The organism is Lacisediminihabitans sp. FW035, from assembly GCF_054880895.1.
This window is the reverse complement of sequence record NZ_CM142187.1, coordinates 1,100,977-1,124,251: the sequence shown is the minus strand read 5'-3', so window position 1 is coordinate 1,124,251 and position 23,275 is coordinate 1,100,977. Positions and strand designations below refer to the sequence as shown.

23 protein-coding genes are annotated in these 23,275 nt (G+C 68.3%); 12 read left to right on the top strand and 11 right to left on the bottom strand.

All coding sequences use genetic code 11. The features are described 5' to 3' along the window. The first annotated feature begins 54 nt into the window (after window positions 1–54). The 3 genes from ACVXZ4_RS05390 (at window position 55) to ACVXZ4_RS05380 (ending at window position 2,938) form a co-directional block, all read left to right on the top strand. Entirely contained in the window at window positions 55–936 is an 882-nt protein-coding gene (locus tag ACVXZ4_RS05390) for an LLM class flavin-dependent oxidoreductase (protein WP_461797212.1), read from the top strand. A gap of 237 nt (window positions 937–1,173) precedes the next feature. Then, window positions 1,174–2,166, top strand: a complete 993-nt coding sequence (locus ACVXZ4_RS05385) for an aldo/keto reductase (RefSeq protein WP_461797211.1) — start codon at window positions 1,174–1,176, stop codon at window positions 2,164–2,166. A 253-nt stretch (window positions 2,167–2,419) separates the two neighbouring features. Further along, window positions 2,420–2,938 (top strand): gamma carbonic anhydrase family protein, encoded by a 519-nt coding sequence (locus tag ACVXZ4_RS05380; RefSeq protein ID WP_461797210.1) that lies wholly within the window; start codon window positions 2,420–2,422, stop codon window positions 2,936–2,938. A gap of 423 nt (window positions 2,939–3,361) precedes the next feature. On the opposite strand, the gene ACVXZ4_RS05375 is transcribed toward ACVXZ4_RS05380, so the two are convergent. Continuing rightward, a complete protein-coding gene (locus tag ACVXZ4_RS05375) occupies window positions 3,362–3,685 on the bottom strand; it encodes a hypothetical protein (protein ID WP_461797209.1) in 324 nt (107 codons plus the stop codon). Next, complete coding sequence (gene ftsY, locus ACVXZ4_RS05370) at window positions 3,682–4,554, bottom strand: signal recognition particle-docking protein FtsY (protein WP_461797208.1); 873 nt, start codon at window positions 4,552–4,554, stop codon at window positions 3,682–3,684. Before ftsY ends, ACVXZ4_RS05375 begins: the two co-directional genes overlap by 4 nt. A 145-nt stretch (window positions 4,555–4,699) precedes the next feature. Here ftsY and ACVXZ4_RS05365 point away from each other — a divergent pair, with 145 nt between their 5' ends. Together ACVXZ4_RS05365 and ACVXZ4_RS05360 are read left to right on the top strand one after the other, a co-directional pair. Continuing rightward, window positions 4,700–5,644, top strand: coding sequence for a ketopantoate reductase family protein (locus tag ACVXZ4_RS05365; RefSeq protein ID WP_461797207.1), 945 nt, complete (start codon window positions 4,700–4,702; stop codon window positions 5,642–5,644). Further along, entirely contained in the window at window positions 5,641–6,201 is a 561-nt protein-coding gene (locus ACVXZ4_RS05360) for a histidine phosphatase family protein (protein WP_461797206.1), read from the top strand. The genes ACVXZ4_RS05365 and ACVXZ4_RS05360 overlap by 4 nt, the downstream gene beginning before the upstream one ends. Before the next feature lie 4 nt (window positions 6,202–6,205). On the opposite strand, the gene ACVXZ4_RS05355 is transcribed toward ACVXZ4_RS05360, so the two are convergent. From ACVXZ4_RS05355 to smc, 4 genes are all read right to left on the bottom strand, one after another. Beyond that, window positions 6,206–7,429 carry an ice-binding family protein gene (locus tag ACVXZ4_RS05355; protein WP_461797205.1) on the bottom strand — a complete coding sequence of 408 codons (1,224 nt, stop codon included), beginning with the start codon at window positions 7,427–7,429 and terminating at the stop codon, window positions 6,206–6,208. A gap of 121 nt (window positions 7,430–7,550) precedes the next feature. After that, window positions 7,551–8,537: a lipoyl synthase gene (lipA, locus tag ACVXZ4_RS05350; protein WP_461797204.1), complete on the bottom strand. Its 987-nt coding sequence runs from the start codon at window positions 8,535–8,537 to the stop codon at window positions 7,551–7,553. Continuing rightward, on the bottom strand, window positions 8,534–9,181 hold the full coding sequence (gene lipB, locus ACVXZ4_RS05345; protein ID WP_461797203.1) for a lipoyl(octanoyl) transferase LipB: 648 nt from the start codon (window positions 9,179–9,181) through the stop codon (window positions 8,534–8,536). The genes lipA and lipB overlap by 4 nt, the downstream gene beginning before the upstream one ends. 232 nt (window positions 9,182–9,413) lie before the next feature. Then, window positions 9,414–13,016 carry a chromosome segregation protein SMC gene (smc, locus tag ACVXZ4_RS05340; protein ID WP_461797202.1) on the bottom strand — a complete coding sequence of 1,201 codons (3,603 nt, stop codon included), beginning with the start codon at window positions 13,014–13,016 and terminating at the stop codon, window positions 9,414–9,416. A 276-nt stretch (window positions 13,017–13,292) separates the two neighbouring features. Between smc and ACVXZ4_RS05335 the strand changes: the two genes are divergently transcribed. The 5 genes from ACVXZ4_RS05335 to ACVXZ4_RS05315 all read left to right on the top strand — a co-directional run bounded on the left by ACVXZ4_RS05335 (window position 13,293) and on the right by ACVXZ4_RS05315 (window position 17,925). Continuing rightward, window positions 13,293–14,213 (top strand): ABC transporter ATP-binding protein, encoded by a 921-nt coding sequence (locus ACVXZ4_RS05335; protein ID WP_461797201.1) that lies wholly within the window; start codon window positions 13,293–13,295, stop codon window positions 14,211–14,213. Window positions 14,214–14,215: 2 nt separating this feature from the next. After that, the gene (locus ACVXZ4_RS05330; protein WP_461797200.1) at window positions 14,216–14,959 is read left to right on the top strand and encodes an ABC transporter permease; all 744 of its coding nucleotides are present in this window, start codon (window positions 14,216–14,218) and stop codon (window positions 14,957–14,959) included. A 39-nt stretch (window positions 14,960–14,998) separates the two neighbouring features. Continuing rightward, a complete protein-coding gene (locus tag ACVXZ4_RS05325) occupies window positions 14,999–16,135 on the top strand; it encodes a sensor histidine kinase (protein WP_461797199.1) in 1,137 nt (378 codons plus the stop codon). After that, window positions 16,132–16,752, top strand: coding sequence for a response regulator (locus tag ACVXZ4_RS05320; protein ID WP_461797198.1), 621 nt, complete (start codon window positions 16,132–16,134; stop codon window positions 16,750–16,752). Before ACVXZ4_RS05325 ends, ACVXZ4_RS05320 begins: the two co-directional genes overlap by 4 nt. Before the next feature lie 90 nt (window positions 16,753–16,842). Continuing rightward, window positions 16,843–17,925, top strand: a complete 1,083-nt coding sequence (locus ACVXZ4_RS05315; RefSeq protein ID WP_461797197.1) for a GNAT family N-acetyltransferase — start codon at window positions 16,843–16,845, stop codon at window positions 17,923–17,925. Between the two features lie 3 nt (window positions 17,926–17,928). On the opposite strand, the gene ACVXZ4_RS05310 is transcribed toward ACVXZ4_RS05315, so the two are convergent. Next, window positions 17,929–18,471, bottom strand: coding sequence for a hypothetical protein (locus ACVXZ4_RS05310; RefSeq protein WP_461797196.1), 543 nt, complete (start codon window positions 18,469–18,471; stop codon window positions 17,929–17,931). 146 nt (window positions 18,472–18,617) lie between these two features. Between ACVXZ4_RS05310 and ACVXZ4_RS05305 the strand changes: the two genes are divergently transcribed. Both ACVXZ4_RS05305 and ACVXZ4_RS05300 read left to right on the top strand, forming a co-directional pair. Then, entirely contained in the window at window positions 18,618–19,292 is a 675-nt protein-coding gene (locus ACVXZ4_RS05305) for a response regulator (RefSeq protein WP_461797195.1), read from the top strand. Continuing rightward, window positions 19,289–20,641, top strand: coding sequence for a HAMP domain-containing sensor histidine kinase (locus tag ACVXZ4_RS05300; RefSeq protein ID WP_461797194.1), 1,353 nt, complete (start codon window positions 19,289–19,291; stop codon window positions 20,639–20,641). Before ACVXZ4_RS05305 ends, ACVXZ4_RS05300 begins: the two co-directional genes overlap by 4 nt. 38 nt (window positions 20,642–20,679) lie before the next feature. Here the strand turns inward: ACVXZ4_RS05300 and mutM are convergent, their stop codons facing one another. The 4 genes from mutM to ACVXZ4_RS05280 are packed head-to-tail and all read right to left on the bottom strand — an operon-like array spanning window position 20,680 to window position 23,269. Continuing rightward, window positions 20,680–21,708: a bifunctional DNA-formamidopyrimidine glycosylase/DNA-(apurinic or apyrimidinic site) lyase gene (gene mutM / locus ACVXZ4_RS05295; RefSeq protein WP_461797193.1), complete on the bottom strand. Its 1,029-nt coding sequence runs from the start codon at window positions 21,706–21,708 to the stop codon at window positions 20,680–20,682. Between the two features lie 2 nt (window positions 21,709–21,710). Beyond that, complete coding sequence (gene rnc, locus ACVXZ4_RS05290; protein WP_461797192.1) at window positions 21,711–22,418, bottom strand: ribonuclease III; 708 nt, start codon at window positions 22,416–22,418, stop codon at window positions 21,711–21,713. Window positions 22,419–22,471: 53 nt separating this feature from the next. Beyond that, window positions 22,472–22,675: a 50S ribosomal protein L32 gene (gene rpmF, locus ACVXZ4_RS05285; protein ID WP_185201195.1), complete on the bottom strand. Its 204-nt coding sequence runs from the start codon at window positions 22,673–22,675 to the stop codon at window positions 22,472–22,474. A 15-nt stretch (window positions 22,676–22,690) separates the two neighbouring features. Next, window positions 22,691–23,269, bottom strand: a complete 579-nt coding sequence (locus tag ACVXZ4_RS05280) for a YceD family protein (RefSeq protein WP_461797191.1) — start codon at window positions 23,267–23,269, stop codon at window positions 22,691–22,693. Between the last annotated feature and the right edge of the window lie 6 nt (window positions 23,270–23,275).

The window sequence follows — 23,275 nt, the reverse complement described above, 5'->3', positions numbered from 1 at the left end:
GCATAAGCGTGCAACTCGCGGAGGAGGACGGAGCCCCGGCCCTAGGCTCGCCCCATGCGATTCGGAATCACGATCCTGCCCCAGCAGCCCTGGGCCGAAGCGAAGAGACTGTGGAGCGGGGCCGAGCAACTGGGCTTCGACCACGCCTGGACCTACGACCATCTGTCGTGGCGCACCCTCGCCGACGAGCCCTGGGGCGCGACCATCCCCACCCTCACCGCGGCGGCGACGGTGACCTCGCGCATCCGCCTCGGCACCTTCGTCTCGTCGCCCAATTTCCGTCATCCGGTGACTTTCGCGAAGGACGTCGCGACGGTCGATGATGTCGCCGGCGGCCGGTTGCTGCTCGGCATCGGATCCGGCGGCACCGGCTTCGACGCCTTCGTGCTCGGCCAGCGGGAGCTATCGCCCCGAGAACGGCACGCGCGATTCGCCGAGTTCGTGGAGCAGCTCGATGGGCTGCTGCGTTTCGAGGACGATGGTCCGATCTCATTCGACGGCGACTGGTTCACGACCCATGAGGCCCGAATGGTCGGCATTGCCGCCCAATCGCCGCGCGTGCCATTCGTGATCGCGGCGAACGGTCCGAAGGGACTCGACCTCGTGGCGCGATTCGGCCAGGGCTGGGTGAGCACGGGTCGCGACGGGGCCATTGGCGAGGAATGGTGGCAGTCGGTCGCGACGCTCGCCGAGCGGCTGGATGACGCGGCCGGGCGCGCGGGGCGGGACGCGGCATCCATCGACCGCCGCCTGTCGATCGACTCCGGCGGCACCTTCGCGCTGTCGAGCGTCGACACCTTCGAAGACCTCGTTGGCCGGGCGGCATCCCTCGGTTTCACCGATGTCATCGCCCACTGGCCGAGGGCGAACGGCATCTACGCCGGGTCCGAGGCTGTGCTCGAGGAGGTCGCGGCGCGGCTGCCCGCGCTGCGCTGAGCGGACGAGCCTGCCGTTTCGGGGTGCCCGAGCCCGCGCGCTCAACAGCAGGATTCGGCCCGGCGGGGCCGTCAACATCAGTTTCGAGGGCAATCCGGCCCGGCGTTGATGTCGAACGAGCGCTCGCCCCGGCGAAACCCTGCTCCCGCGAGTGACACGGGTACACCGCTCCTTCGGTCGCGAGGGTCGCCCTCGGCCGCGGAACCCCGGGCGGTCGGCCGCGCCTAGGCTGCAGGCATGGCCGATTCCGCAGTCCGCACCGTCGCACTCGGCTCCACCGGCATCGAGGTCAGCGAGTTCTTCTTCGGTGGCGCGGCGATCGGGGGTATCGGATCCGCGCCGTCCCGCATCGGGCTCGGCATGAAGACGGATGAGGCCCTCGAGCGGCTCGACGAGGCCTGGGAGGTCGGCATCCGGGTGCTCGACACCGCCAATTCCTTCGCGGGCGGCGAGAGCGAACGCGTGATCGGCCGCTGGCGCGAGGAGCGCGAACGGGCCGATGTGCTCGTCTCGACGAAGGTCGGCAACGTGGTCGAACGCGGCCAGGAGACCATCTCGCTCGCGGCCGACCACATCGAGCGACAGCTCGCCCTCAGCCGGTCGCGCCTCGGTACAGTCGACCTCTACCTCGCCCACGGGTTCGACGAGCGCACGCCGCTCGAAGAGACGATCACCGCCTTCGCCGCCGCGATCGACACCGAGCAGATTCGGGCCTGGGGATGCTCGACCGGCTCGGTGCGCGAGGTCGAGGCCTGGCTGCTCGCCGCGGATCGCGCGGGGCTGCCTCGACCGGGTTGGGTGCAGTCCGAGCTGAGTCTCGTCGCCCGCTCGGTGGAGCAGGACCTGCTTCCGCTGCTCGCCGGGGAGGGGCTCGGATTCGTGGCGTATTCGCCGCTGGCCGGGGGCATCCTCTCCGAGCGGTATCTCACGGACGACCCCGAGGAGCTCCCGGATCCCGCCCCGGGAAGCCGGCTCGCTCTCGCTCCGGCGATGTACACGTCGGCGTTCACCCTGCCGAACCTGGCCAAAGTCGTCGGGCTCCGGTCGCTCGCGCGGGAACACGAGGTGGGCATCCCGGCCCTCGCGCTGGCGTGGCTGCGCCGGCATCCGCAGGTCACCGCGACGATCGTCTCCCCCCGGCGAACGGAACAGTGGGACGCGGTGACGGATGCCGCATCGATGGACTTCGACGACGCCCTCGCCGAGCAGGTGGGTGCGCTCTTCGCCTGACGGTGCCTACGCTGCACCGACCCCACCCCGACCCTGACCCTGCCGAAGCCCCTGTGCCGAAAGCCCTTGCCTTAGCCCTGTGCCGAAAACGCAGGAGATCCGCCACCAAACGGGGGTCGGTGCGGCCACGAGGGCCCTTTCGTGGCGAATCTCCTGCATTTTCGGACGGTGTTTCGACGGCGCGCTTCGGGAACCCGTTCGGGGAAGAGGGCGGGCGGACTGCGGAGTGCGGCCACCGCGCTAGCCTGATCGGATGTCACTCGTCCTGCCCTTCGACGGCCACACTCCCGCAATCGACGCCTCCGCCTGGGTCGCCCCGAACGCGACGCTCATCGGGCGGGTCACCCTCGCAGCGGACGCGAGCGTCTTCTACGGCGCCGTGCTGCGCGCCGACTCCGACTCGATCACGATCGGGGCGGGAAGCAACCTGCAGGACAACGTCGCGGTGCACTGCGACGGGGGCAAGCCGACCACGGTCGGTGAGCGGGTGAGCGTCGGTCATTCCGCGGTGCTGCACGGCTGCACCATCGAAGACGACTGCCTGATCGGCATGAGCGCGACGGTGCTCAACGGGGCCGTGATCGGAGCCGGCTCTCTCGTGGCCGCGGGCGCGGTGGTGCTCGAGGGCACCATCATCCCGCCGCGATCATTGGTGGCTGGGGTTCCGGCCAAGGTTCGGCGCGAGTTGACGGAGGATGAGATCGCCGGAGTCACTGCGAACGCCGCACACTATGTCGAGCTCAGCCGGAAGCACGCCGCGCTCTCCGCGTAGTTTCCGCGCCCTCGCGGGTGAACCCCGGGCGTAGGTTCCGCTATTTCGAACCGGCGGCGTGCCGCCCACCCGCAATTCCGGGCGGGCGGCCACGGCCAGCCGCAGTTCGCAGCAGTTAAGCCAGGGGTGCGTCAGGATTCGACGGGCGGATGGCCGATGCGGGGAGTGCGGCCTCCCGGTATGGGTCGACGGCACGGTCGAGCCGCCACCCCGACGCGACTCTGCGCAGCGGAGTTGACTCTGCGCCCGAAAGTCGCCCGCCTGCGCGACCGTGCTGCCATTCGTGGACCATGCCGCCAAACGTTTGGCCGCACGGTTGACGAATGGCAGCAGAGTCCTAGGAACGATGGCGGCGTGCCGTGCAGCAGGCAGAGGCAGGCCTCCCCGCTGGCGGAAAACCGCCGGCAAAAAGCTGCCGCGCCGCTAGCGCCGGTACGCCAGCGCGATCACGATGATCGCGGCGATCGGGATCAGGCACACGGCGAGCGCGACGGTCGGCACCGTCTTGGCCTCCGATCGAACGAGACCGATGATCGCCAGCACGAGCGCCACCAAGAGCACCGCCGATCCCACGTAGAAGATCACGATGCTCGTGCTGATCGCTCCGGCGCCGTTGAGAGTCTCGTCGATTCCCGCGACGAAGCCCCAGATGGCGAGGCCGACACCCACGACCGCCAGGGTGAGGGACACCAGTGCCACCCGGCTGAACGCCCGCTCCGACGGAGTCTCGATCCTGGACATGCTCACGACCCGATGAGATTCTGCACGAATACGTGGGGGGTGAAACCGGTCAGATCGCCGATGCCCTCCCCCTGCCCGACGAGCTTGATCGGGATACCCGTCTTCTCCTGCACCGCGAGCACGAATCCGCCTTTCGCTGAACCGTCGAGCTTGGTGAGCACGAGCCCGGTGACTCCGGCGTGCTGGATGAAGGCCTCCGCCTGGGCGAGCCCGTTCTGTCCGGTGGTGGCGTCGAGCACGAGCAGCACCTCCGCGATCTCCGTCTGCTTCTCGATCACACGACGGATCTTCGCGAGTTCGTCCATGAGGCCGCTCTTAGTCTGCAGGCGCCCGGCCGTGTCGATCAGCACGATGTCGATTCCCTCGCGCTGGGCGCGCTCCACGGTCTGGAACGCGACGGATGCGGGATCCTGCCCCTGTTGCTGCGGGCGCTGGATAGCGGCTCCGCCGCGCTCCGCCCAGGTGGCGAGCTGCTCGACCGCTGCCGCCCGGAAGGTGTCGGCGGCGCCGACGATCACGCTGCGGCCGTAGCCGCCGAGGAACTTGGCGAACTTGCCGATGGTCGTGGTCTTGCCGACGCCGTTGACCCCGACGACGAGCACGACCGCAGGGCGCGCGGTGAGGGTGAGGGTGGGGTTGAGGCGGGCGAGGCGTTCCTCGAGCGTCTCGCGCAGCATCCTCTTGAGGTCCACCGGGTCGGTGGTGTTGAAGCGTTTGACGCTCGCGCGAAGCTCTTCCACGATCGACTCGGTGAGATCGGTGCCGAAGTCAGCGGTGATCAGGGCGTCTTCGAGGTCGTCCCAGGTCTCGTCATCGATGGTCTTGCGAGCGAACATGCCCTTGAGCGCGCCCGAAAGGGACCAGGGGGAAGCCATAGGCCTATGCTACCGACCGGGCAGAACGGCACCGGCGCATCCCGGTCGACACGCGCCTATTCGACGGCGCCCGACATCGATGACTACGTCGGGGTTGTGGTTGGGTGAGCAGGGGCACACGCTCATCGCGGAAGGGAGATCGCCAGTGCGAGTGCTGATCTGCGGCGCTGGCGTTATCGGGAGCGCCTACGCGGCCCGACTACTCGGCGTCGGCAACGATGTGACCCTGCTCGCCCGAGGAACTCGATTTTCCGCGCTTCGCGCCGACGGCCTGGTCGTCGATGAGCCGCTTGTCGAGACCAGAAGCGTCTTCGACGTTCGGGCAATCGACGAGATCACCGCGACCGATAGGTTCGAGCTTGTCGTGGTGGCGGTGCGACCGGAGCAGTTGCTCGGCACTCTCCCGATGCTCAGTGGCATGGTCGACGACTCGGATGTGCTCTTCCTCGGTGACCTCGCCCCTCACCAGTCCGCACTCATCGAGGCGCTCGGTGCACGAGCGCTGTTCGGATTTCCTTCTGTCAGCGGTGTCAGGGAGGGAGCGACCACCCGCTTCGCCCAGATCGACCGGGTGAAGACAGTACTGAGCGAGCCGAGCGGGGAGATGAGCGTGCGCGTCCGCAACATCCAGACGGAGTTCAGCATTGCCGGGTTCCCGACGGTGATCACCACGAACTTCCTCAATTGGATGCGTGCTCGAGACGCGTTCATGGTGCCGATCGACTGTGCGCTGCACCGTGTAGGCGGCGATCCCGTGCGCCTCTCCGAGGACGATGACACCCTTCGGCTGATGATCGCAGCGACGCGCGAGGCATTCACTGTGCTCCACGATCACGGCAATGCCGACATCGCCGCGGACCTCCGGCTTATCTACCGCCGAGTGCCGACCGCGGTGGATCTCGCCCACTGGCACCGGGTGCTGCGCGACCAGCGGGGCGAGCTCTGGTTCGGCGCTCACGCCAGAACCACGGTCGGCGAGTTGCGATCCCGCATCTCCAGGCTGAAAGCGGCTCTCGGCGATCATTCTGGCGCGACCCCTGCGCTCGATCAGCTCGTCTACACCGTCGGGCAGGGCAGACTAGTGGGGTGACTTTCGCCTTCATCCGCCATGGCCAGACCGAGTGGAATCGCGAGCTCCGCCTGCAGGGCTCCTCCGACATCCCCCTCAATGACACTGGGCGGGAGCAGGCTCGCGACGCGGTCGACGTGCTCTCCGGTACGCGCTGGGATGCCGTGGTGAGCTCACCGCTCCGCCGCGCCCGGGAGACGGCCCAGATCATCGCCGACGGCCTCGGCATCGCTCTCGGACCCAGCTATGGCGAGCTCGTCGAGCGCCACTACGGCGACGGCGAGGGCGCGACGGCGGAAGACATCGAGGCGCGATGGCCGGATCGCGACTATCCCGGTCTCGAGAGTCTCGACTCGGTGGTCGCCCGCGGCATCGCGGCCCTAGACCGGATCGCCGACGACTACGGCGACGCCAACGTGGTCATCGTCTGCCACGGCACGATCATCCGGTACACGCTCGGCGCACTCGCCGGCCGGCGGCTCCCGGGCATCGAAAACGGGTCGACCGCGACCTTCGAGCGCCTTGGCGAGGGATGGCGCGTGCACACCGTCAACGACGAGGCACTCGCCGCGCTCTGACCGATCAGTGGCGTCGCTGGTGGCGCCCGGTCGTTCGACGGGCGGAGGCCGCGAAGACCAGCCCCGCACCGGCGAGGAGAGCGACGGACGCGATCACGATCGGAGCTGTGACATCGTGCCCCGTCGCCGCGAGCGAAGCCGCGGATCGGGCGACCGCCGACCCGCTGTTCACCTGGGCCCCGACAGCGGGGGCCGCCCTCACGACAAGGACGACCGAAGAGAGGGAGTATTCCGCCGAGACATCCGATGGCACGCCATTGGTTGCGGTGATGGTGAATGACGACACGCCCGGCGTGGTCGGGGTGCCCGTGATCTCCCCGGTCACGCTATCGAGCGAGAGGCCGGCCGGAAGAGATCCGCTCGACACCGAGAAGGTCGGGGACGGAGTGCCAGTGGCCACCACACGGAACGAGTACGGCGACCCCACCCGAGCGGGAGTGGGAGTCGCGGAGGTGATATCCGGACTGTCGCTCGCGGAGACGACCGTCGTAGCGGCGTTCGCGCACCCCGTTGGCGCCGTGATGACGTTGTCGTCGAGGGTCACCGCGCCGGTGCGAGCAAATAGGCGTCCCTGCACCGTCGCGCCGGTCGTGGCCGTCACGGACTGGTCGGCCATGACCGTGCCGACGAATGCCGCCGCGGTGCCGATGGTCGCGGAACTGCCGACCTGCCAGAACACATTGCAGCTGCTTGCACCACCGGTGAGCAGAATGTGGGTGTTGGAGGCGATGGTGAGCGTGCTTGCCGCCTGGAACACCCAGACGGAGTTGGCGCTTCCCGCGAGCGTCAGAGTGCCGGTGAGCGACAGTTCGCCACCCCGGTAGACCCCCGGTGAGAGGGACGATCCGGCGAGGTCCTTGATGCCCGTGCGCATCGGCGTGAGGCTTGCGGCCACGTTGTAGGCGGTCGTCAGGTCGCCCTGGGCAAGCGCCGCCGGAGCATCGGTCTGGTGGGTGGTGCCGACGACGGAGCCGTTCGGGGGTGCGGAGAAACCGGTGATGGAGGAGCCGGGGCTCAGGCCGAGATCACCGGTGACGATCGTCGGGCCGGTGTTGGTGACAGTGCTGGCGCCGAGAACGCCGTACGAGGTCGCCGTACCGAGATTCACCGGCCCGTCGATCACTGTTGCCGCGTAACTCGGACCCGCGAGAGCGAAAATGAGCGCCCCCGCGACGACCACCCCGAGCCCCACCGAACCGACGGTACGAACAGCTCTTGAACTTAACATCCCCATCCCCCCACTTGAGAAATGAGAAGAAGAGGTCTCCATCAATCTCTCTTACAGTGAGTTATATACCTGCTAGACAGCCTCGTCTAGTGGTACATACACATTGATTCTCGGGTTGTTATCAGACCGCCTGCGCGAAACCGAGGTCGGCATCGGCAAGGTGGGCGAGCTGCGGAGGCAGCTCGAGACCCTTGCGCGTCATCGACTGGGCCCACAGGCGCCCGGCGCGGTACGACGACCGTACAAGCGGGCCGGCGAGCACCCCGAGGAATCCGATGTCCTCGGCCTCCTCCTTGATCTCGATGAACTCCTGGGGCGGAAGGTAGCGTGCGACGGGCAGGTGCCGGGCGGTCGGGCGCAGGTACTGCGTCACGGTGATGATGTCGGTGCCGGCGTCGTGCAGGTCTTGCAGCGCCTGGCTGATCTCGGCGCGCTCCTCTCCCATGCCGAGGATGAGGTTGGACTTGGTGATGAGCCCAGCCTCGCGCGCGCTGGTGATCACGCCGAGCGAACGCTCGTAGCGGAATGCCGGACGGATGCGCTTGAACAGCCGCGGTACTGTCTCGACATTGTGGGCGAAGACTTCGGGGCGCGACGAGAAGACCTCGGCGAGCAGATCGGGGTTGCCCGAGAAGTCGGTCGCGAGGATCTCGACTCCGGTGCCGGGGTTCACCTCATGGATGCGACGCACCGTCTCGGCGTGCAGCCAGGCTCCCTCGTCGGGCAGGTCGTCGCGCGCGACGCCGGTGACGGTCGCATAGCGCAACCGCATGCTGAGCACCGAGTCGGCGACCCGGCGCGGCTCATCGGTGTCGTAGTCCGCTGGCTTGCCGGTGTCGATCTGGCAGAAGTCGCAGCGGCGGGTGCACTGGGCGCCGCCGATGAGGAAGGTGGCCTCCCGGTCTTCCCAGCACTCGTAGATGTTGGGGCAGCCGGCCTCCTGGCACACCGTGTGGAGGCCCTCGTCCTTCACGAGCTTCTGCAGCTCGAGGTACTCCGGGCCCTGGCGCGCGACGGTCTTGATCCACGGGGGCTTGCGTTCGATCGGGGTCTCGGTGTTGCGGATCTCGAGCCGCAGCATCCGCCGTCCGTCGGGGGCCGCGGTCATGCGGACACCGCAACGGTCTCGGAGACGAGCTCATCGAATCGCTCCGTGACCACCCGCGCCGCATCTTCGGGAGTGACCTCGCGGCCGAGCTCGCGGCTGATCGTGGTGACTCCCGCGTCGCGGATGCCGCAGGCCACGATGTGCTCATACGCGTCGAGGGAGTTGCTGCAGTTGAGCGCGAAGCCGTGCATGGTGACACCGCCGGCCACGCGGATGCCGATGGCCGCGATCTTCTCCTCGCGCGCTCCATCGATGATCCAGACTCCGGATCGGCCCGCCACTCGGACACCGGTGACACCGAAGCGGGCGATCACGGCGATGAGCAACTCCTCGAGCCGGCGCACGTAGGCGACGACATCCACGGGGTCGTGCAGGCGCAGGATCGGGTAGCCGACCAGCTGTCCGGGACCGTGCCAGGTGATCTTGCCGCCGCGATCGACGTCGATGACCGGGGAGCCGTCATCCGGCCGCTCGCTCGCCTCGGTGCGGGTGCCGGCCGTGTAGACCGACGGATGCTCGAGCAGCAGCACCGTGTCGGGCCTGCTTCCCTCCACAACAGCGGAGTGGATGCTGCGCTGCAGGGCGAGAGCCTCGGGGTAGGGCAGGAGATCCGGTGCGAGTCCGGCGACGACGATATCGGCCATGGGGCAAGTGTAGGCACTTAATGGACTCCGTCCAACAACCCGCCGGGATGCGTCGTGCGTGGTCGGAAGACCCGCCACTGGCGCGGGTGCCGCCGAGTCGTGGGTGCCGCCGAGTCGCACTCTTTTGCGGGTCACCCTCCCTGAACACCCGCAAAAGGGTGCAACTCACGGTAGCGACACCACGGAGGAGCCGGCACGACGAGCATCCGGCCCTCGGATGCGGCCAATCGCGCTAGCTGGCCTGCTCGGCCTTCACGCGCTGGCCGACGACCGCGCTGATGCCGTCGGCGCGCATGCTGACGCCGTAGAGGGCATCCGCGATCTCCATGGTGCGTTTCTGGTGGGTGATGACAATGAGCTGCGAGGTCTGGCGAAGGTCTTCGAAGATCTGCAGCAGGCGGCCGAGGTTGGCGTCATCGAGGGCAGCCTCCACCTCATCCATGATGTAGAACGGGCTGGGCCGGGCCTTGAAGATCGCAATCAGGAGAGCGACTGCCGCGAGGGATCGCTCCCCGCCGCTCAGCAGGGACAGCCGCTCGATCTTCTTTCCGGCCGGCCGCACTGTTACCTCGATGCCGGTTGTCAACATGCTGTCGGGATCGGTGAGGAAGATGCTGCCGGTGCCGCCGGGGAAGAGGATCGGGAACACGGTGTCGAAGGCGTCCCGGGTGTCTTCGAAGGCGCTCGCGAAGATGTCCTCCATCTTCTCGTCGATCTCGCCGATGATCGTGAGCAGGTCGGTGCGCGTCGAGGTGAGGTCGGTGAGCTGCTCGGTGAGGAACCTGTGGCGCTGCTCGAGTGCCGCGAACTCCTCGAGCGCGAGCGGATTGACCCGGCCGAGCTGGGCGAGCTTGCGCTCGGCCTTCGCGAGACGAGCCTCCTGTTCGGCTCGCACGAACGGGATGCCGTCTTCCGCTCCCGAAAACGCAGGAGATTCGCCACCATCCGCGACATCCGACGCCGATTCGCCGTTTTCGTGGCGAATGTCCTGCGTTTTCGGTGGGGCGGCATCGCGGGGCACCAGCTGCTCGGGGCCATACTCGGCCACGAGCACGTCCTCCACGAGACCGAGCTCCTCCCCCGCGCGCTCCAGCAGCGTCGAGAGGTGCAGTTTTTTCTCGTAGACCTGCATCTCGAGCCCGTGCACGTCGTCACTGATGGCGGTGAGCCGTTCGCGCAGCGCGTTCTCTCCGCGCCGGAGCTCGGCGAGCTCCTCGTTCTGCGCGGCCCGTTCGGACTCGCGGGTCGCGAGCTGCACCCGGGCCTCGGACACCGACCGGTCGACTGAATCAAGCACAGCGGGCAGCGCATCGAGCACAGTCTGGGCGGATGCCACCTGCCGGCGTCGGATCACCGCTCGTCGTGCCGCCTCGTCGGCGGCCTCGCGCTCGGCCTCCAGCTGGCGTTGCAGCTGCACCGCGCGAAGCTGCTCGGCGCGAGCGCGCTCCCGCGCCGTCTCGACCTGAAGGCGGGCCTCGACCTCGCGTTCGCGTGCGTCGTCGAGGTCGGCGAGCACGCCCTCCCGGGCGGCGACGTCGAGGATCGGGCGCGGCCGGGAGACGAAGGTGTCGAGCTCCTGCGCGGCGCGCTCGGCAGCGGATGCGGCATCCGTCACCGAATCCGTCGCGAGGGCGAGGCCGCGCTCGAGGCGCTCGGCTTCCGCTGCGGCCGCCTCGACCTGCACGCGCAGGCGGTTGAGCTTCTCGGTCTGCGCGGCGAGCTGCGAATCGAACTGCCGAAGGGCCGCGAGCGCACGGGTGGACTGCTCCTTCGCGACCTGGAGGCGGCCGCGCTGCTCGGCGAGCGCGAATCGGGCCCGCTCGATAAGGGAGGTGACCTCGTCGAGCCTATGTTTCGCGGCATCCCGATCGGCTACGAGCTCGAGCCGCGAACGCTTGGCCCCGGATCCCCCTTTGAGCACGAATTGGCTGAGCACGTCGCCGGATTTCGTGATGATCGTCGTAATAAGGCTCGAGCCGTCTGAGTTCGACGACCAGACCGCACGTGCGATCTCGAGGTCGTCGGCGATGATGACTCCCGCGAGGAAGCTCCGCACACCATGAGGGGCCGTAATCACGCTCTCTGCCGTGACCGCTCCAGCCGGCAGTCCGGCGGAGAAGCCTCGAAATACACCACCGTCGGCGAGCATGATCTCGACGCGGCCGAGTTCGGCTTGTTGGGAATGGGCGAGCGCGTTTATAGCGGCCTCCCGGTTCTCGGCGAGCACGGCGTCGGTGAGCGACCCAAGGGCCGCGGCGATCGCCGCCTCATACCCGGGCTGCACCTGCACGTGCTCGGCGACGAGACCCTGGATGCCGTCACGCCGAGCCGCGACGAGCGCGCTCGATCCGTCCTTCTGGTCCATCGCCGATGACAGTGCACTGACACGTGCAGCGAGCGCATCACGCTCGCGCTCATCGGTGTGCAACGCTTCGCGCAGCCGGTCGATCTCGGCCTCGGCGTCGACGACCTCCGCCTGGGCAGACTGGTAGGCGGCGTCGAGATCCGTCTCGCCGGTGTCGGTGAGCACCGCTTCGGCTTCGAGCTCCACGAACAGGACCTGGGCCGTCTCGCGGCGGTCCCGCGCGGCATCCAAGGCGTTCTGCTGGCGAAGGACCTCTCCGCGAACCGCGGCGAGCCGGGACGCGGCGCTGTCTTTCTGCCCCGTGAGCTTGGAGATCTCGAGATCATGCCTGGAGACGAGCGAGGACTGGTAGGCGATCTGCTCGTCGAGGCCATCGAGGTTGGCGCGCGCCACGGCGGTCGCCGCCTGCGCCTCCTGCCAGGCCGCCTCCGCGTCCACGATCGTGGCGGCGATGCGTTCGACCTCGTCCTCGGCGTCGGACACCATTTGGCGGGTGACCCCCTGCACCGCATCCGGACCCTCGGCCTGCTGGCCGAGCAGCGACAGGCGCTGGTTGGCAAGCGAGTAGAGGTTGCGCAGGCGTTCCTGCACCGACTCCAGCCCGAAGGCGGTGCGGCGAGCGACATCGACCGCGTCGCCCTCCTGCGACTTCTCGATCCGGTGCTCGCGCAGCTTCGCCTGGTCGAGTTGCTCCTGCAGCACGATGCGTTCGGTCTTGCGCTCGCTCTCGCTGCGGGTCGAGGCGGTGATCGCTGCACGCAGGGCGACGACCTCGTCGGCGAGCAGTCTGGCCCGGGCATCCCGAACTATCGACGCGATCGACTGGGCCTCTTTCGCGATCTCGGCCTGGTGCCCCAGCGGCTTCAACTGGCGACGGATCTCCCCGGCCAAGTCGCTCAGCCGGGTGAGGTTGGCCTGCATCGCATCGAGCTTGCGGATCGTCTTCTCTTTGCGGCGACGATGTTTGAGGATGCCCGCGGCTTCCTCGATGAACCCGCGACGCTCCTCTGGGCTGGCGTGCAGCACGGCATCGAGCTGACCCTGGCCCACGATCACGTGCATCTCGCGGCCGAGTCCGGAGTCGCTCAGCAGCTCCTGCACGTCGAGCAGCCGGCAGGTGTCGCCGTTGATGGCGTACTCGGAGCCGCCATTGCGGAACAGGGTGCGGCTGATCGTGACCTCGGCGTAGTCGATCGGCAGGGCGCCATCCGCATTGTCGATCGTGAGAATGACCTCAGCGCGCCCGAGCGGCCCCTTCGTCGCCGTGCCGGCGAAGATCACATCTTCCATCTTGCCGCCGCGCAGCGTCTTCGCCCCCTGCTCGCCCATGACCCAGGCGAGGGCGTCGACGACGTTGGACTTGCCGGAGCCGTTGGGCCCGACCACGCAGGTGACCCCCTGCTCGAAGGCGAAGGTGGTGGGTTGGGCGAAGGACTTGAACCCCTTGAGGGTCAGGCTCTTGAGGTACACCGGCCTGCCCTTCCTTCTTCGACTGCGGATGTCTGGCTCAACGGTACCGGAGAGCCGAGGTCATCCCGGGCAGGCGCCGCCCGTGCCCTGCGCCGGGCGGACTGTGCTCCCCTTCGTGAGCCGTGCTCTCGAAATGCGGCAGCACGGCCGACGAATTGCAGCACAGTCAGGATGAGGACGCTGCGGATGTCGCGGGATACCACCGATGACAAAAGTCACGCCGAGACCGTGAGCGGAGTCGTGGCGCGGCCCGGCGCTCCAGCGGAGGCTGAAGGCATGACTGCTCCCGCCATCCGACTCACCGGCCTCTCGAAGAACTTCGGAGCGGTACACGCCGTCGTAGACGTCAACCTCCAGATCGACCGCGGCGAGGTCGTGGCACTGCTCGGGCCTAACGGCGCGGGCAAGTCCACCACGATCGATCTCGCCCTCGGGCTCTCGCATCCCACCGCCGGTGCCGCTCAGCTGTTCGGCGGAGATCCGCGTTCGGCGATCGTGGACGGTCGCGTCGGCGCCATGCTGCAGGGGGGCGCCCTGCTGCCCGACCTCACGGTGGCGCAGGCGGTTTCACTGGTCGCGAGTGCCCACCGGGCGCCGCTTCCGGTGGAGGAGGCGCTCCACCGGGCGGGCATCCGCGACCTCGCCGGCCGACGCGTGAGCAGGCTCTCTGGCGGGCAACTGCAGCGGGCGCGGTTCGCCGTCGCCGTGGTGTCCGATCCGCAACTTCTGATCCTCGACGAGCCGACCGCGGCGATGGACGTCGAATCCCGCCGCGACTTCTGGGTGTCGATGCGGCAGTTCACCGCCGAGGGCCGCACCGTCGTCTTCGCCACCCACTATCTCGACGAAGCGGACTTCTTCGCCGACCGCATCGTCATCCTCGGCGCGGGTCGCATCGTCGCGGACGGCACACCGGCCGAGGTCAAGTCGGTCGTCTCCGGTCGCACGATCCGGTTCGAGGTCGACAGCGGGCGCGCGGATGCCGCGGCCGCCGTGATCCCCCACCTTCCGGGCATCCGCTCCCTCGACCGCCGCGTCGACCGCTTCACGCTGGTCACCGAGGACTCCGACGCAACCCTGCGCGCCCTCCTCGCCGCCGTGCCGACAGCGAAGGACATCGAAATCACCGCTCACTCGATGGATGACGCGTTCCTGGCCCTCACCGCCGAAACTCCGGCCCTCACGAAAGCAGTCTGACCATGCCGTACCGCTACATCCTGCTCGAGTCGCTTCGCCAGCTGCGCAACGCACGCGCGCTCGCATTCACCTTCGTGATCCCGCTCGTGATGCTGCTGATCTTCGGGTCGCTCTACGGGGCGAGCGGGCAGCAGGAGCAGAGGTCCGGGCTGCCCTGGCTCATCGTCACGACCGTGCAGATGGCCGCGTACGGCGGCATGCTCGCCGCCCTCTCGCAGGCCTTCGCTATCACGACCGAACGCTCGATCGGCTGGAATCGACAACTGCGGATCACGCCGTTGTCCGGCGTCGGCTATCTCGTGTCGAAGGTCGCCGCGGCACTGCTCGTGGCGCTCTGCACCATCATCGTGTTGTGCGCGGTGTCGATCGTCGTGTTGGGGGCGCGGATGGATGCCCTGCACTGGTTCACAGCGATCCTTGGAATCTGGATCGGTGTCATCCCCTTCGCCCTCATCGCGGTGGCACTCGGGCAGTACGCCCGCCCCTCCTTCGCCCAACCACTCTTCACCGTGGTGTTCCTCGGCATGGCGATTCTGGGTGGGCTCTGGATCCCTCTCGAGGTGATGCCCACCTGGGTGGTCTCAATCGCGCAGACCGTACCGTCCTACTGGCTCAACAAGCTCGGCCAGATCGGAGCGAACGGCGCCGGCAATGCGCTGCTGCCGATCGCCGTGCTCGCGGCCTGGACCGTCGGGCTCGCCGCTCTCATCACGTGGCGCTACCGCCGCGATGCCTCTCGGGCCTGAGTGACCGCAATGCCGAGCACTCGCAATAGGGTGAATACCGTGTCGACAGGGACCATAGTGATCGAACCGGGGATGCCCGTGCTCGAGCGGCTACGCGCCCACGGCGCCCGCTCCTGGTACATCGGGGCCGCGTCGGGCCTGCTGTGGCAGTCGATCCTCGTGGCCAGCGTGCTGTTCCTCGACCTGCCGCTCGTCTCGAAGGTGCTCGGGCTCGTGCTGCTTGCCGTGCTCTACGCGGGGTTCATGCTCCTTGGACCGGTCATCTGGCACGAGAGTATCCGCGTGCGGCTGGTCTCGATCGGGCTGTACTGGGCATTGTCGTGCCTGCTGTTCCCCCTGATCGGGCCGATCGCGATCTGGATGTGGCTGCTGGTGGTCTCGCTGGCCGCCTTCACGAACCTGCCGCCCCGCCTTGCCGTCGGCCTCTCCCTGCTCGTCGTGCTCGCGCAGCTCGCCATCGGGGCCAGCGTGGCCTTCACTATCGGGCTGGTGTTCGCCCCGATCGTGACGACCGTGACAGCGGCGACGATGATCGGACTCGGGCTCATCTCCCAGTCCAATCTCAACCTGCGCGTCGCCAACACCGAGATCGCGCGGCTGGCGGTGGTGGAGGAACGTGCCCGCTTCAGTCGCGACCTGCACGACGTGCTCGGCCACACCCTCACTGTCGTCACCGTGAAATCCGAACTCGCCCGGCGTCTCGTCACCATCGACCCGACGAAGGCCGAGGCCGAGATCGCGGACATCGAGCGCCTCACCCGAGGCGCACTGGCAGACCTGCGCCTCGCGGTGTCGAACTACCGCGAGACCTCTCTGGAAGCCGAACTCGCCGCATCGCGCACCGCTCTCGAGGCTGCCGGCATCCTGGCTCACCTGCCCGATTCGGTGCCGCCGCTGGACTCGCGCTTGCAGGGGGTCTTCGCCTGGGTGCTGCGCGAGGGCGTCACGAACGTCATCCGCCACTCCGGTGCCGCGGCCTGCTGGGTGACCATCGAGACGCAGAGCCTCACGGTGGCCGACGACGGGCGCGGACCGGATGCCCCAGACACGGCCGGCACGGTCTCGGGCAACGGGCTGCGCGGGCTGCGCGAACGCAGCGCAGAGGCCGCGGCAGAGCTGCTGGTCGGGCAGAGCGCCCGAGGCGGATTCGAGCTCGTCGTCCGCGGTGCCGCATGAGTGAGTCGATCCGCATCGTCATCGCCGACGACCAGGCCCTTGTGCGTGGTGCCCTCGCCTCACTCCTGTCGCTCGAAGCCGATATCGAGGTCGTCGGGCAGGCGGGTCGCGGAGACGAAGTCCTCGCCCTGGTGACGAGCACCGCGGCATCCGTCGCCCTGCTCGACGTGGAGATGCCGGGGCTCGACGGGCTGGCCGTCGCCCGCCAGCTTCGCGATTCCGGGCTCGCCTGCCGCTCCCTCATCGTCACCACTTTCGGTCGGCCCGGCTACCTCCGGCGGGCACTCGAATCGGGGGCATCGGGATTCGTCGTCAAAGACACGCCGTCGCACCAGCTCGCGGACGCCGTGCGCCGGGTGCACGCGGGGCTGCGCGTGGTCGATCCCTCGCTTGCCACCGAGTCGCTCATCACCGGGGGCTCCCCGCTCAGCGCTCGCGAGACCGACGTGCTGCTCTCCCTGCGATCCGCGGGGAGCATTGCGGATGTCGCGAAGCTGCTTCATCTCTCAGAGGGCACCGTGCGCAACCACCTCTCTTCCGCGATCGGCAAGACGGGGGCTCGCAACGGAGGAGAGGCCGCGCGGATCGCCGCCGACAACGGCTGGCTGCTCGCCTAACGCTTCGGTATCGATCGGTGCCGGCGTCCCGCACCCGGATGTACTCTGGTCGGCTGTCCACACCCCGGACGGCAGTAAGGGGCCACTACCGTGACCGAATTCACGATCGAGCGGGTCGTCATCCCGCCCCACTTGGATCACCCGGACGCCGTCGACTTCATCGCCACGGCGGAGGTTCGCAACGCCGCGGAGGCCGATGGCTACGGCACCGACGAACTGTCGGCCACCGCGGCAGAGCTGCTGCCGGTCTGGCTCGACCAGGAGTACGAACCGAAACAGCTGTTCGCCGCACGGGTGGACGGTCGAATCGTCGCCCGCGCGATCTTCGAGACCCGCCCCGCAGCCGAAGGCGACATGGCGTGGGTCGACGTGCAGGTGCATCCCGCGTTTCGTCGGCGGGGTATCGGGACCGCGCTCGCCGATCATCTCGAGACGCTCGCGCGAGAAGACCGGCGTCGGCAACTCGTGGTCTACACCGTGTCGAAGGCTGCTCCGGGTGAGCGGATCCCCTCCCCGACCGGCTTCGGATCCGTTCCCGCAGGCAACGCCGAGGTGCGGTTCCTTCTCGGCCGGGGATTCCGCCTCGAACAGGTGGAACGCGGCAGCCGCCTCGCCCTCCCGGTGGGCGCGGAGGTCGTCGGCGCCCTCATCGACACATCACAGCAGGCGGCCGGCAACGACTACCGCCTGCACCAGTGGACCGGCCGCACTCCCGAGCGCTGGCTCGACGACATGGCCCTGTTGTTCACCCGGATGAGCACGGATGCCCCGAGTGCCGGGCTCGAGGAGCCGGAGGATGTCTGGACGCGCCAGCGTCTCATCGACTACGAGGACCGCGCCGAGGCTGGCCCGAAGACCGCCGTCGTCTGCGTGGTCGAGCACCTGCCCACCGGGCACCTCGCCGGGATGACCGAACTCGGCGTGCCCGCCGAGCCGCACCGCCCGGTGTTCCAGAACGACACGATCGTGCTGAAAGACCACCGCGGACACCGGCTCGGGATGCTGCTGAAGGCAGCGAACATCCGAAACCTCCAGGCCGTGGCTCCCGGGTATCCCTCGATCATCACCTTCAACGCCGAGGAGAACCGCCACATGCTCGATGTCAACGAGGCGGTGGGATTCGAACCGATGGGCTACGAGGGCGCCTGGAAGAAAGTTCTGGCGCCCTCGTGACGCTCAGCTCCCCGCGGGCGTGCAGTCCTGCCAGGCCGGGCTCGCCTTCACAGCGGTGGCGAAGGACTCGATGGTCGAGCCGTACCCTCCCGCAACCGCGGTGTCGGCGATCTTCTCTGCTTCCGCGACCTTCCCTGACTTCGGGGTCGAGTGGAGGGTCTTGAGATCCGCCTTCAGCTTCTCGGGGAGCGGACGGAGCTTCTGCCCGGGGTGGTCCTTCCGCCACTCGGCGCGCGCCTCGACACCGGCCCCGTAGCCGCCATCGAGGGCCTTCGCCTGGATCTTCTTCAGCGCGGCACGACGTTCGGTGCCCGGCTTCAGCTCCCGAGCCGCCTTCAGGTCGGCACGCAGGTCGGCCGGCACTGTCTTCCAGGCCGAGACCAGATGCTGCCCGAAGGTGCAGCTCGTCGAGCTGGCGCTGAGGGGCATGGTGCTTGCCGGTGTGGGGGTCGTCGCGGCGTTCGCGGCGAGGCCCCCGGTGCCGATGGCGATGGCGATGCCGGCGCTCACGGTGACCCCAGTGGCCCAGCGTGTGATGTTCTTCATGATCGTCCTCCCGTCGGGTCGCGGTGGTGCGACCGTTTGTCAGACTGCGCCGGTGATGTCCGGCGCGGGTTCGGCCGATGTTCGGGCAACGTAAGGCGGGCGCGGATACGCGGCCGTTCCGGCGCCGCTACCGCCAGAATGGTGCCATGGAGTCGAAGGGTCTGATCGTGATCGTCGAAGACGAACGCGCCATCGCCGACCTCCAGCGCCTCTACCTCAGCGAGGCCGGTTTCGGCGTGCATGTCGAGAGCGACGGGATCGCGGGGCTTGCGAGCATCCGTCGCCTGCACCCGGTGGCAGTGGTACTGGATGTCGGGCTCCCCAGTCTCGACGGCATCGAGGTCTGCCGCCGGATGCGGGCAGCGGATGACTGGACTCCGGTGATCTTCGTCACCGCCCGCGACGACGAGGTCGACCGCATCCTCGGCCTCGAGCTCGGCGCGGACGACTACCTCACCAAGCCGTTCTCGCCACGCGAGCTGGTGGCCCGCATCCGCACGATACTGCGCCGGCACGCCGGCACCCCCCTCGCGGCACCGGTGGCGGCCGGCTCGGTGACGCTGGATGCCGCGCGACGCCGGGTGGAGGCATCCGGTCGCCAGGTAGACCTCACGAGCACCGAATTCGACCTGCTGGCCAAACTCATGAGCTCGCCGGGGCAGGTCTTCACGCGGGAGCAGTTGCTGTCGAGTGTCTGGGGCCAGGCCGACTACGGGCTCGGACGCACCGTCGACGTGCACATCGCCCAACTGCGCGCGAAGCTCGGGGAGGACAGCCCCATCCGTACCTCGCGGGGGGTCGGATACTCGGTGGCGGAATGAGCGCCTGGTTCCGCTCGCTTCGCGGTCGGATCACCCTGGTCACGGTGAGCGTCGCCGTACTCGCCGTGCTCATCACCGGGCTGGTGTCGGTTCAGCTCGTTCGGCAGTCCACGATCAGCGAGGGGCGGGCGCAACTCGCCGCGCAGGCCCAACTGCTGAGCAGGCTGCCCGCCGCCACCGACCTCCCGTCGCTTCGGGAGCGGGTGAGACTCGCTCTCGGCGATACCAGGGTCGCGGTGGTCGCCGCCGACGGTCGCGTCTCCGGGCCGGGAGCGCCGTTCGTCTCCGCCGCAGACGTCACGACGCTTCTCGCCGGCAATCCGGTCTCGCAGACCGAGGGACGCCGCAACAAGACAATGGTCGTCGAGGGACGCCCGACGAGCGCCGGCACCGCCATCGTGCTCGTGCGCTCTCTTGGCAACCTCGAGACGACGACACGGGACACGGTGCGGCGAGTGCTGCTTGCCCTCGCGATCGGAGTGCTCGTGGCCATCGTGGCCGGCACGCTTCTCGCGCGCTGGCTCACCCGGCCGCTCATCGCGACGGTCGAGACGGCGAAGCGGATGGCGGCCGGCGAACGCGGACTGCGGGTGGAGGCGCACCAGCCCACCGAGGTCGCAGCGGTCGCCGACGCGCTGGCCACCCTCGATCGAGCCCTCAGCACGAGCGAGGGGCGCCAGCGCGAATTCCTGCTCTCGATCTCGCACGAGCTGCGAACCCCCCTCACCGCGGTGCGCGGGTACGGCGAGGCGATGGTCGACGGGCTCATCCACGAGGGGGACATCGCCGGTGTCGGTGCCACCCTCGTCTCCGAGACCGAGCGCCTCGACCACTTCGTCGCCGACCTTCTCGAGCTCGCCAGGCTCGAAGCCGACGACTTCGCGATCGACCGGCAGCGGGTGGAGGTCGGCCGGCTGCTCGAGCAGGCCGCCGACGCCTGGCGGGGACGCGCCGCGACGCTCGACGTCGTGGTGAAGTCGCTGCCCGGCGCTGCCGGGCTTGCGGTCTCGAGCGATGCCCAGCGGGTTCGGCAGTTGATCGACGGGCTGGTCGAGAACGCACTGCGGGTGACCCCGGCCGGATCCACAGTGTCCATCGCGGCGCGCAGCTTCGGCACGGCCGTGGTCATCGAGGTGCGGGACGGTGGCCCGGGCCTCTCCCCCGCCGACCTGGCCGTGGCCTTCGAACGCGGGGCGCTGCAGGCGCGGTACCGCGACATCCGACCGGTGGGCACCGGACTCGGTCTCTCGATCGCGGCTCGCCTGGTCGCCCGCCTCGGCGGAAGCATCGCCGCGGGCAATGCGCCGGGCGGCGGAGCGGTCTTCGCGGTGTCGCTGCCCGCCGCCTGAGCGCCCGCTCTTCAAGCGGCGCGCGCGAATTGCCGGGATCATGCCGGAGGAGTGGCGACCCGGATCTTCTGGCAGAAGGGGCAGAAGTGCGAGCCCCGGTTCATGAACGACTCGCGGATGATCGGCCGGCCGCACCTCGGGCAGCTCTTGCCGTGCTGCCCGTAGGCGTTGAGCGAGTGCGAGAAGTAGCCGGATGCCCCGTTCACGTTGACGTATTGCGCGTCGAAGCTCGTGCCGCCCTCCGCGAGCGCTTTGCCGAGCACGAGCCGCACTTCGTAAAGCAGCGTGCGGACCCGTGCCCGTGAGAGGGTTGCGGTCGGCTGGTCGTAGTGAATGCGGGCCGCCCAGAGGGCCTCGTCCGCGTAGATGTTGCCGATACCGCTGATGAGGCCCTGGTCGAGCAGCGCCCGCTTGATGCCGGTACGGCGAGTGGCCAGAGCATCGAAGAATCGCCGGTCACTGAACGCGGGATCGAGCGGATCCCGCGCGATGTGCGCCACCTGGCTCGGGATGAACGCGGCGTCGGAACCGAACCCGGCGGCCCGCCCGTCCGGAGTGGGCTCGAGTCGGTCGATCGCCATCGATCCGAAGATCCGCTGGTCGACGAAGTCCACGCGCAGCGGGCCGACGGCCGGGGATGCGATGTCCAGCCGGATGCGCAGGAGCGCGTCATCCGGCTGCCCGACATCGCGAAGCAGCACCTGCCCGCTCATGCCGAGGTGCACCACGAGTGCCTCCGTCGGCTCCGAAAACGCAGGAGATTCGCCACCGGTGGCGCCTTCTGTCGCCGATCGGCCCATTTCGTGGCGAATCTCCTGCGTTTTGGGAGGGGTAGCGGGAGCGGGGCCGGCAGGGAGCGGGGGCGACAGCGGCAGCCAGAGGAACTTGCCCCGACGAACTGCGGAGAGGATGCTTCGCCCCTCGAGTCGTTCGACGAAATCCTCGCTCGGCCCGTCGTGACGGCGCAACGACCGTTGCTCGAATACGGTGACCGCATCGATGGTCGCGCCGGTGACTGCGGGTTCGAGCCCAGCGCGCACGACCTCGACTTCGGGGAGTTCCGGCACCGTCAGTGCTTGGCCGAGAGAGTCGTCCAGGCCTCGAGTGCCGCCGCCATCTCGGCCTGCTTCTTGCTCGTGCCGTCGCCCTCGGCGATGTCGATGCCCTCGAGGGAGACCGTCGCGTGGAACCGTTTGGAGTGGTCGGGCCCGCTGTCGCTCACGGCGTAGCGGGGAAGTCCGCGACCGACGCGGGCCGAGAGCTCCTGCAGGCTGGTCTTGGGATCCATCGCGGCGCCGAAGCGGGCCGGATCGAGCAGAAGGGGCGCGATCAACCGCATGACGAGCGCGGTGGCGGCCTCGCCCCCGGCGTCGAGGTAGGTCGCTCCGATCACCGCTTCGACGGTGTCGGCGAGGATGGACGACTTGTCGCGACCACCGGTGAGTTCCTCACCGCGGCCCAGCCGGATGTGACGACCGAGCCCGATGACGCGGGCGACCTCGGCAAGCGCGACGGAGCTGACAAGGCTTGCGCGCCGCTTGGCGAGCTCGCCTTCGTCGAGATCCGGGTTGTCGCGATAGAGCATCACGGTCACTGCCTGGCCCAAAATCGAGTCGCCGAGAAACTCGAGGCGTTCGTTGTGGGCGAGGCCACCATGCTCGTAGGCATAGGACCGATGGGTCAGCGCGAGTTCGAGGAGCTCGGGGGACACGTCGACCGCGAGGAACTCTTCGAGTTCGACTCGCGAAGCCTCGGTTCCCGGTATCTGCTCAGCCAAGAACGGCGTGACCAATGAATCGGCGACGAATGCGTCGGTAAGGACGAGAGGGACTAAACGTCCGCGACCTTACGACCCTTGTACTCCATGTACAGGGGGGCTCCGGTGGAGTCCTCCACGACCTTCGCGCGGTGCGGGAGGCTGTAGGTGACCTTGCCGCCCTCGACGGTCTTCACCAGGGTGGGAGGGGTCGCCTTCCACTGGGCGCGACGCGCGCGGGTGCTTGCGCGGGACATCTTGCGCTTCGGTACGGCCATGAGTTTCTCTTTTCTCTACTCCGCGCTGGTGGCAGCGTCGGTCACATTCGTGGTGGTTGTGGTGTCTGTCGTGCTGTCGAAAGCGGCCAGGCTTCCGAGAGCCGCCCACCGTGGATCGACGGGATTCTCGTGCTCGTGGCCCGGGTTGTCGAGGAGCCGCACCCCACACTGCGGGCACAGGCCGAGGCAATCTTCTTGACAGACCGGCTGGAACGGGAGTGACAACACCACCGCATCCCTGATTACGGGTTCGAGATCGATAGTGTCCTCGTGAACCTCGTATTCAAAAGCTTCGTCTGAAGAATACGCGAAAAGCTCTTGGATTTCGACCCGGACGGCCTGTTCGATGTCGATCAGGCACCGACCGCACTCGCCGGAGGCCGTTCCGTCGATGTCCGCGCTCACCAGGATGCCGTCGTGGAGCGACTCCATCCGCAGGTCCACCTGCAGCTCGCTGCCGGACTTGATGCCGATCATCGCGTTGCCGAATTCCTCCGGCACGACGATATCCAGCGCTCGCTCGCGCATCTCGCCTGGGCGGTGCATGAGGTCGTAGACGTCGACGGTGTAGGGGGTCTTGATCACGTGAGGCACCAGACG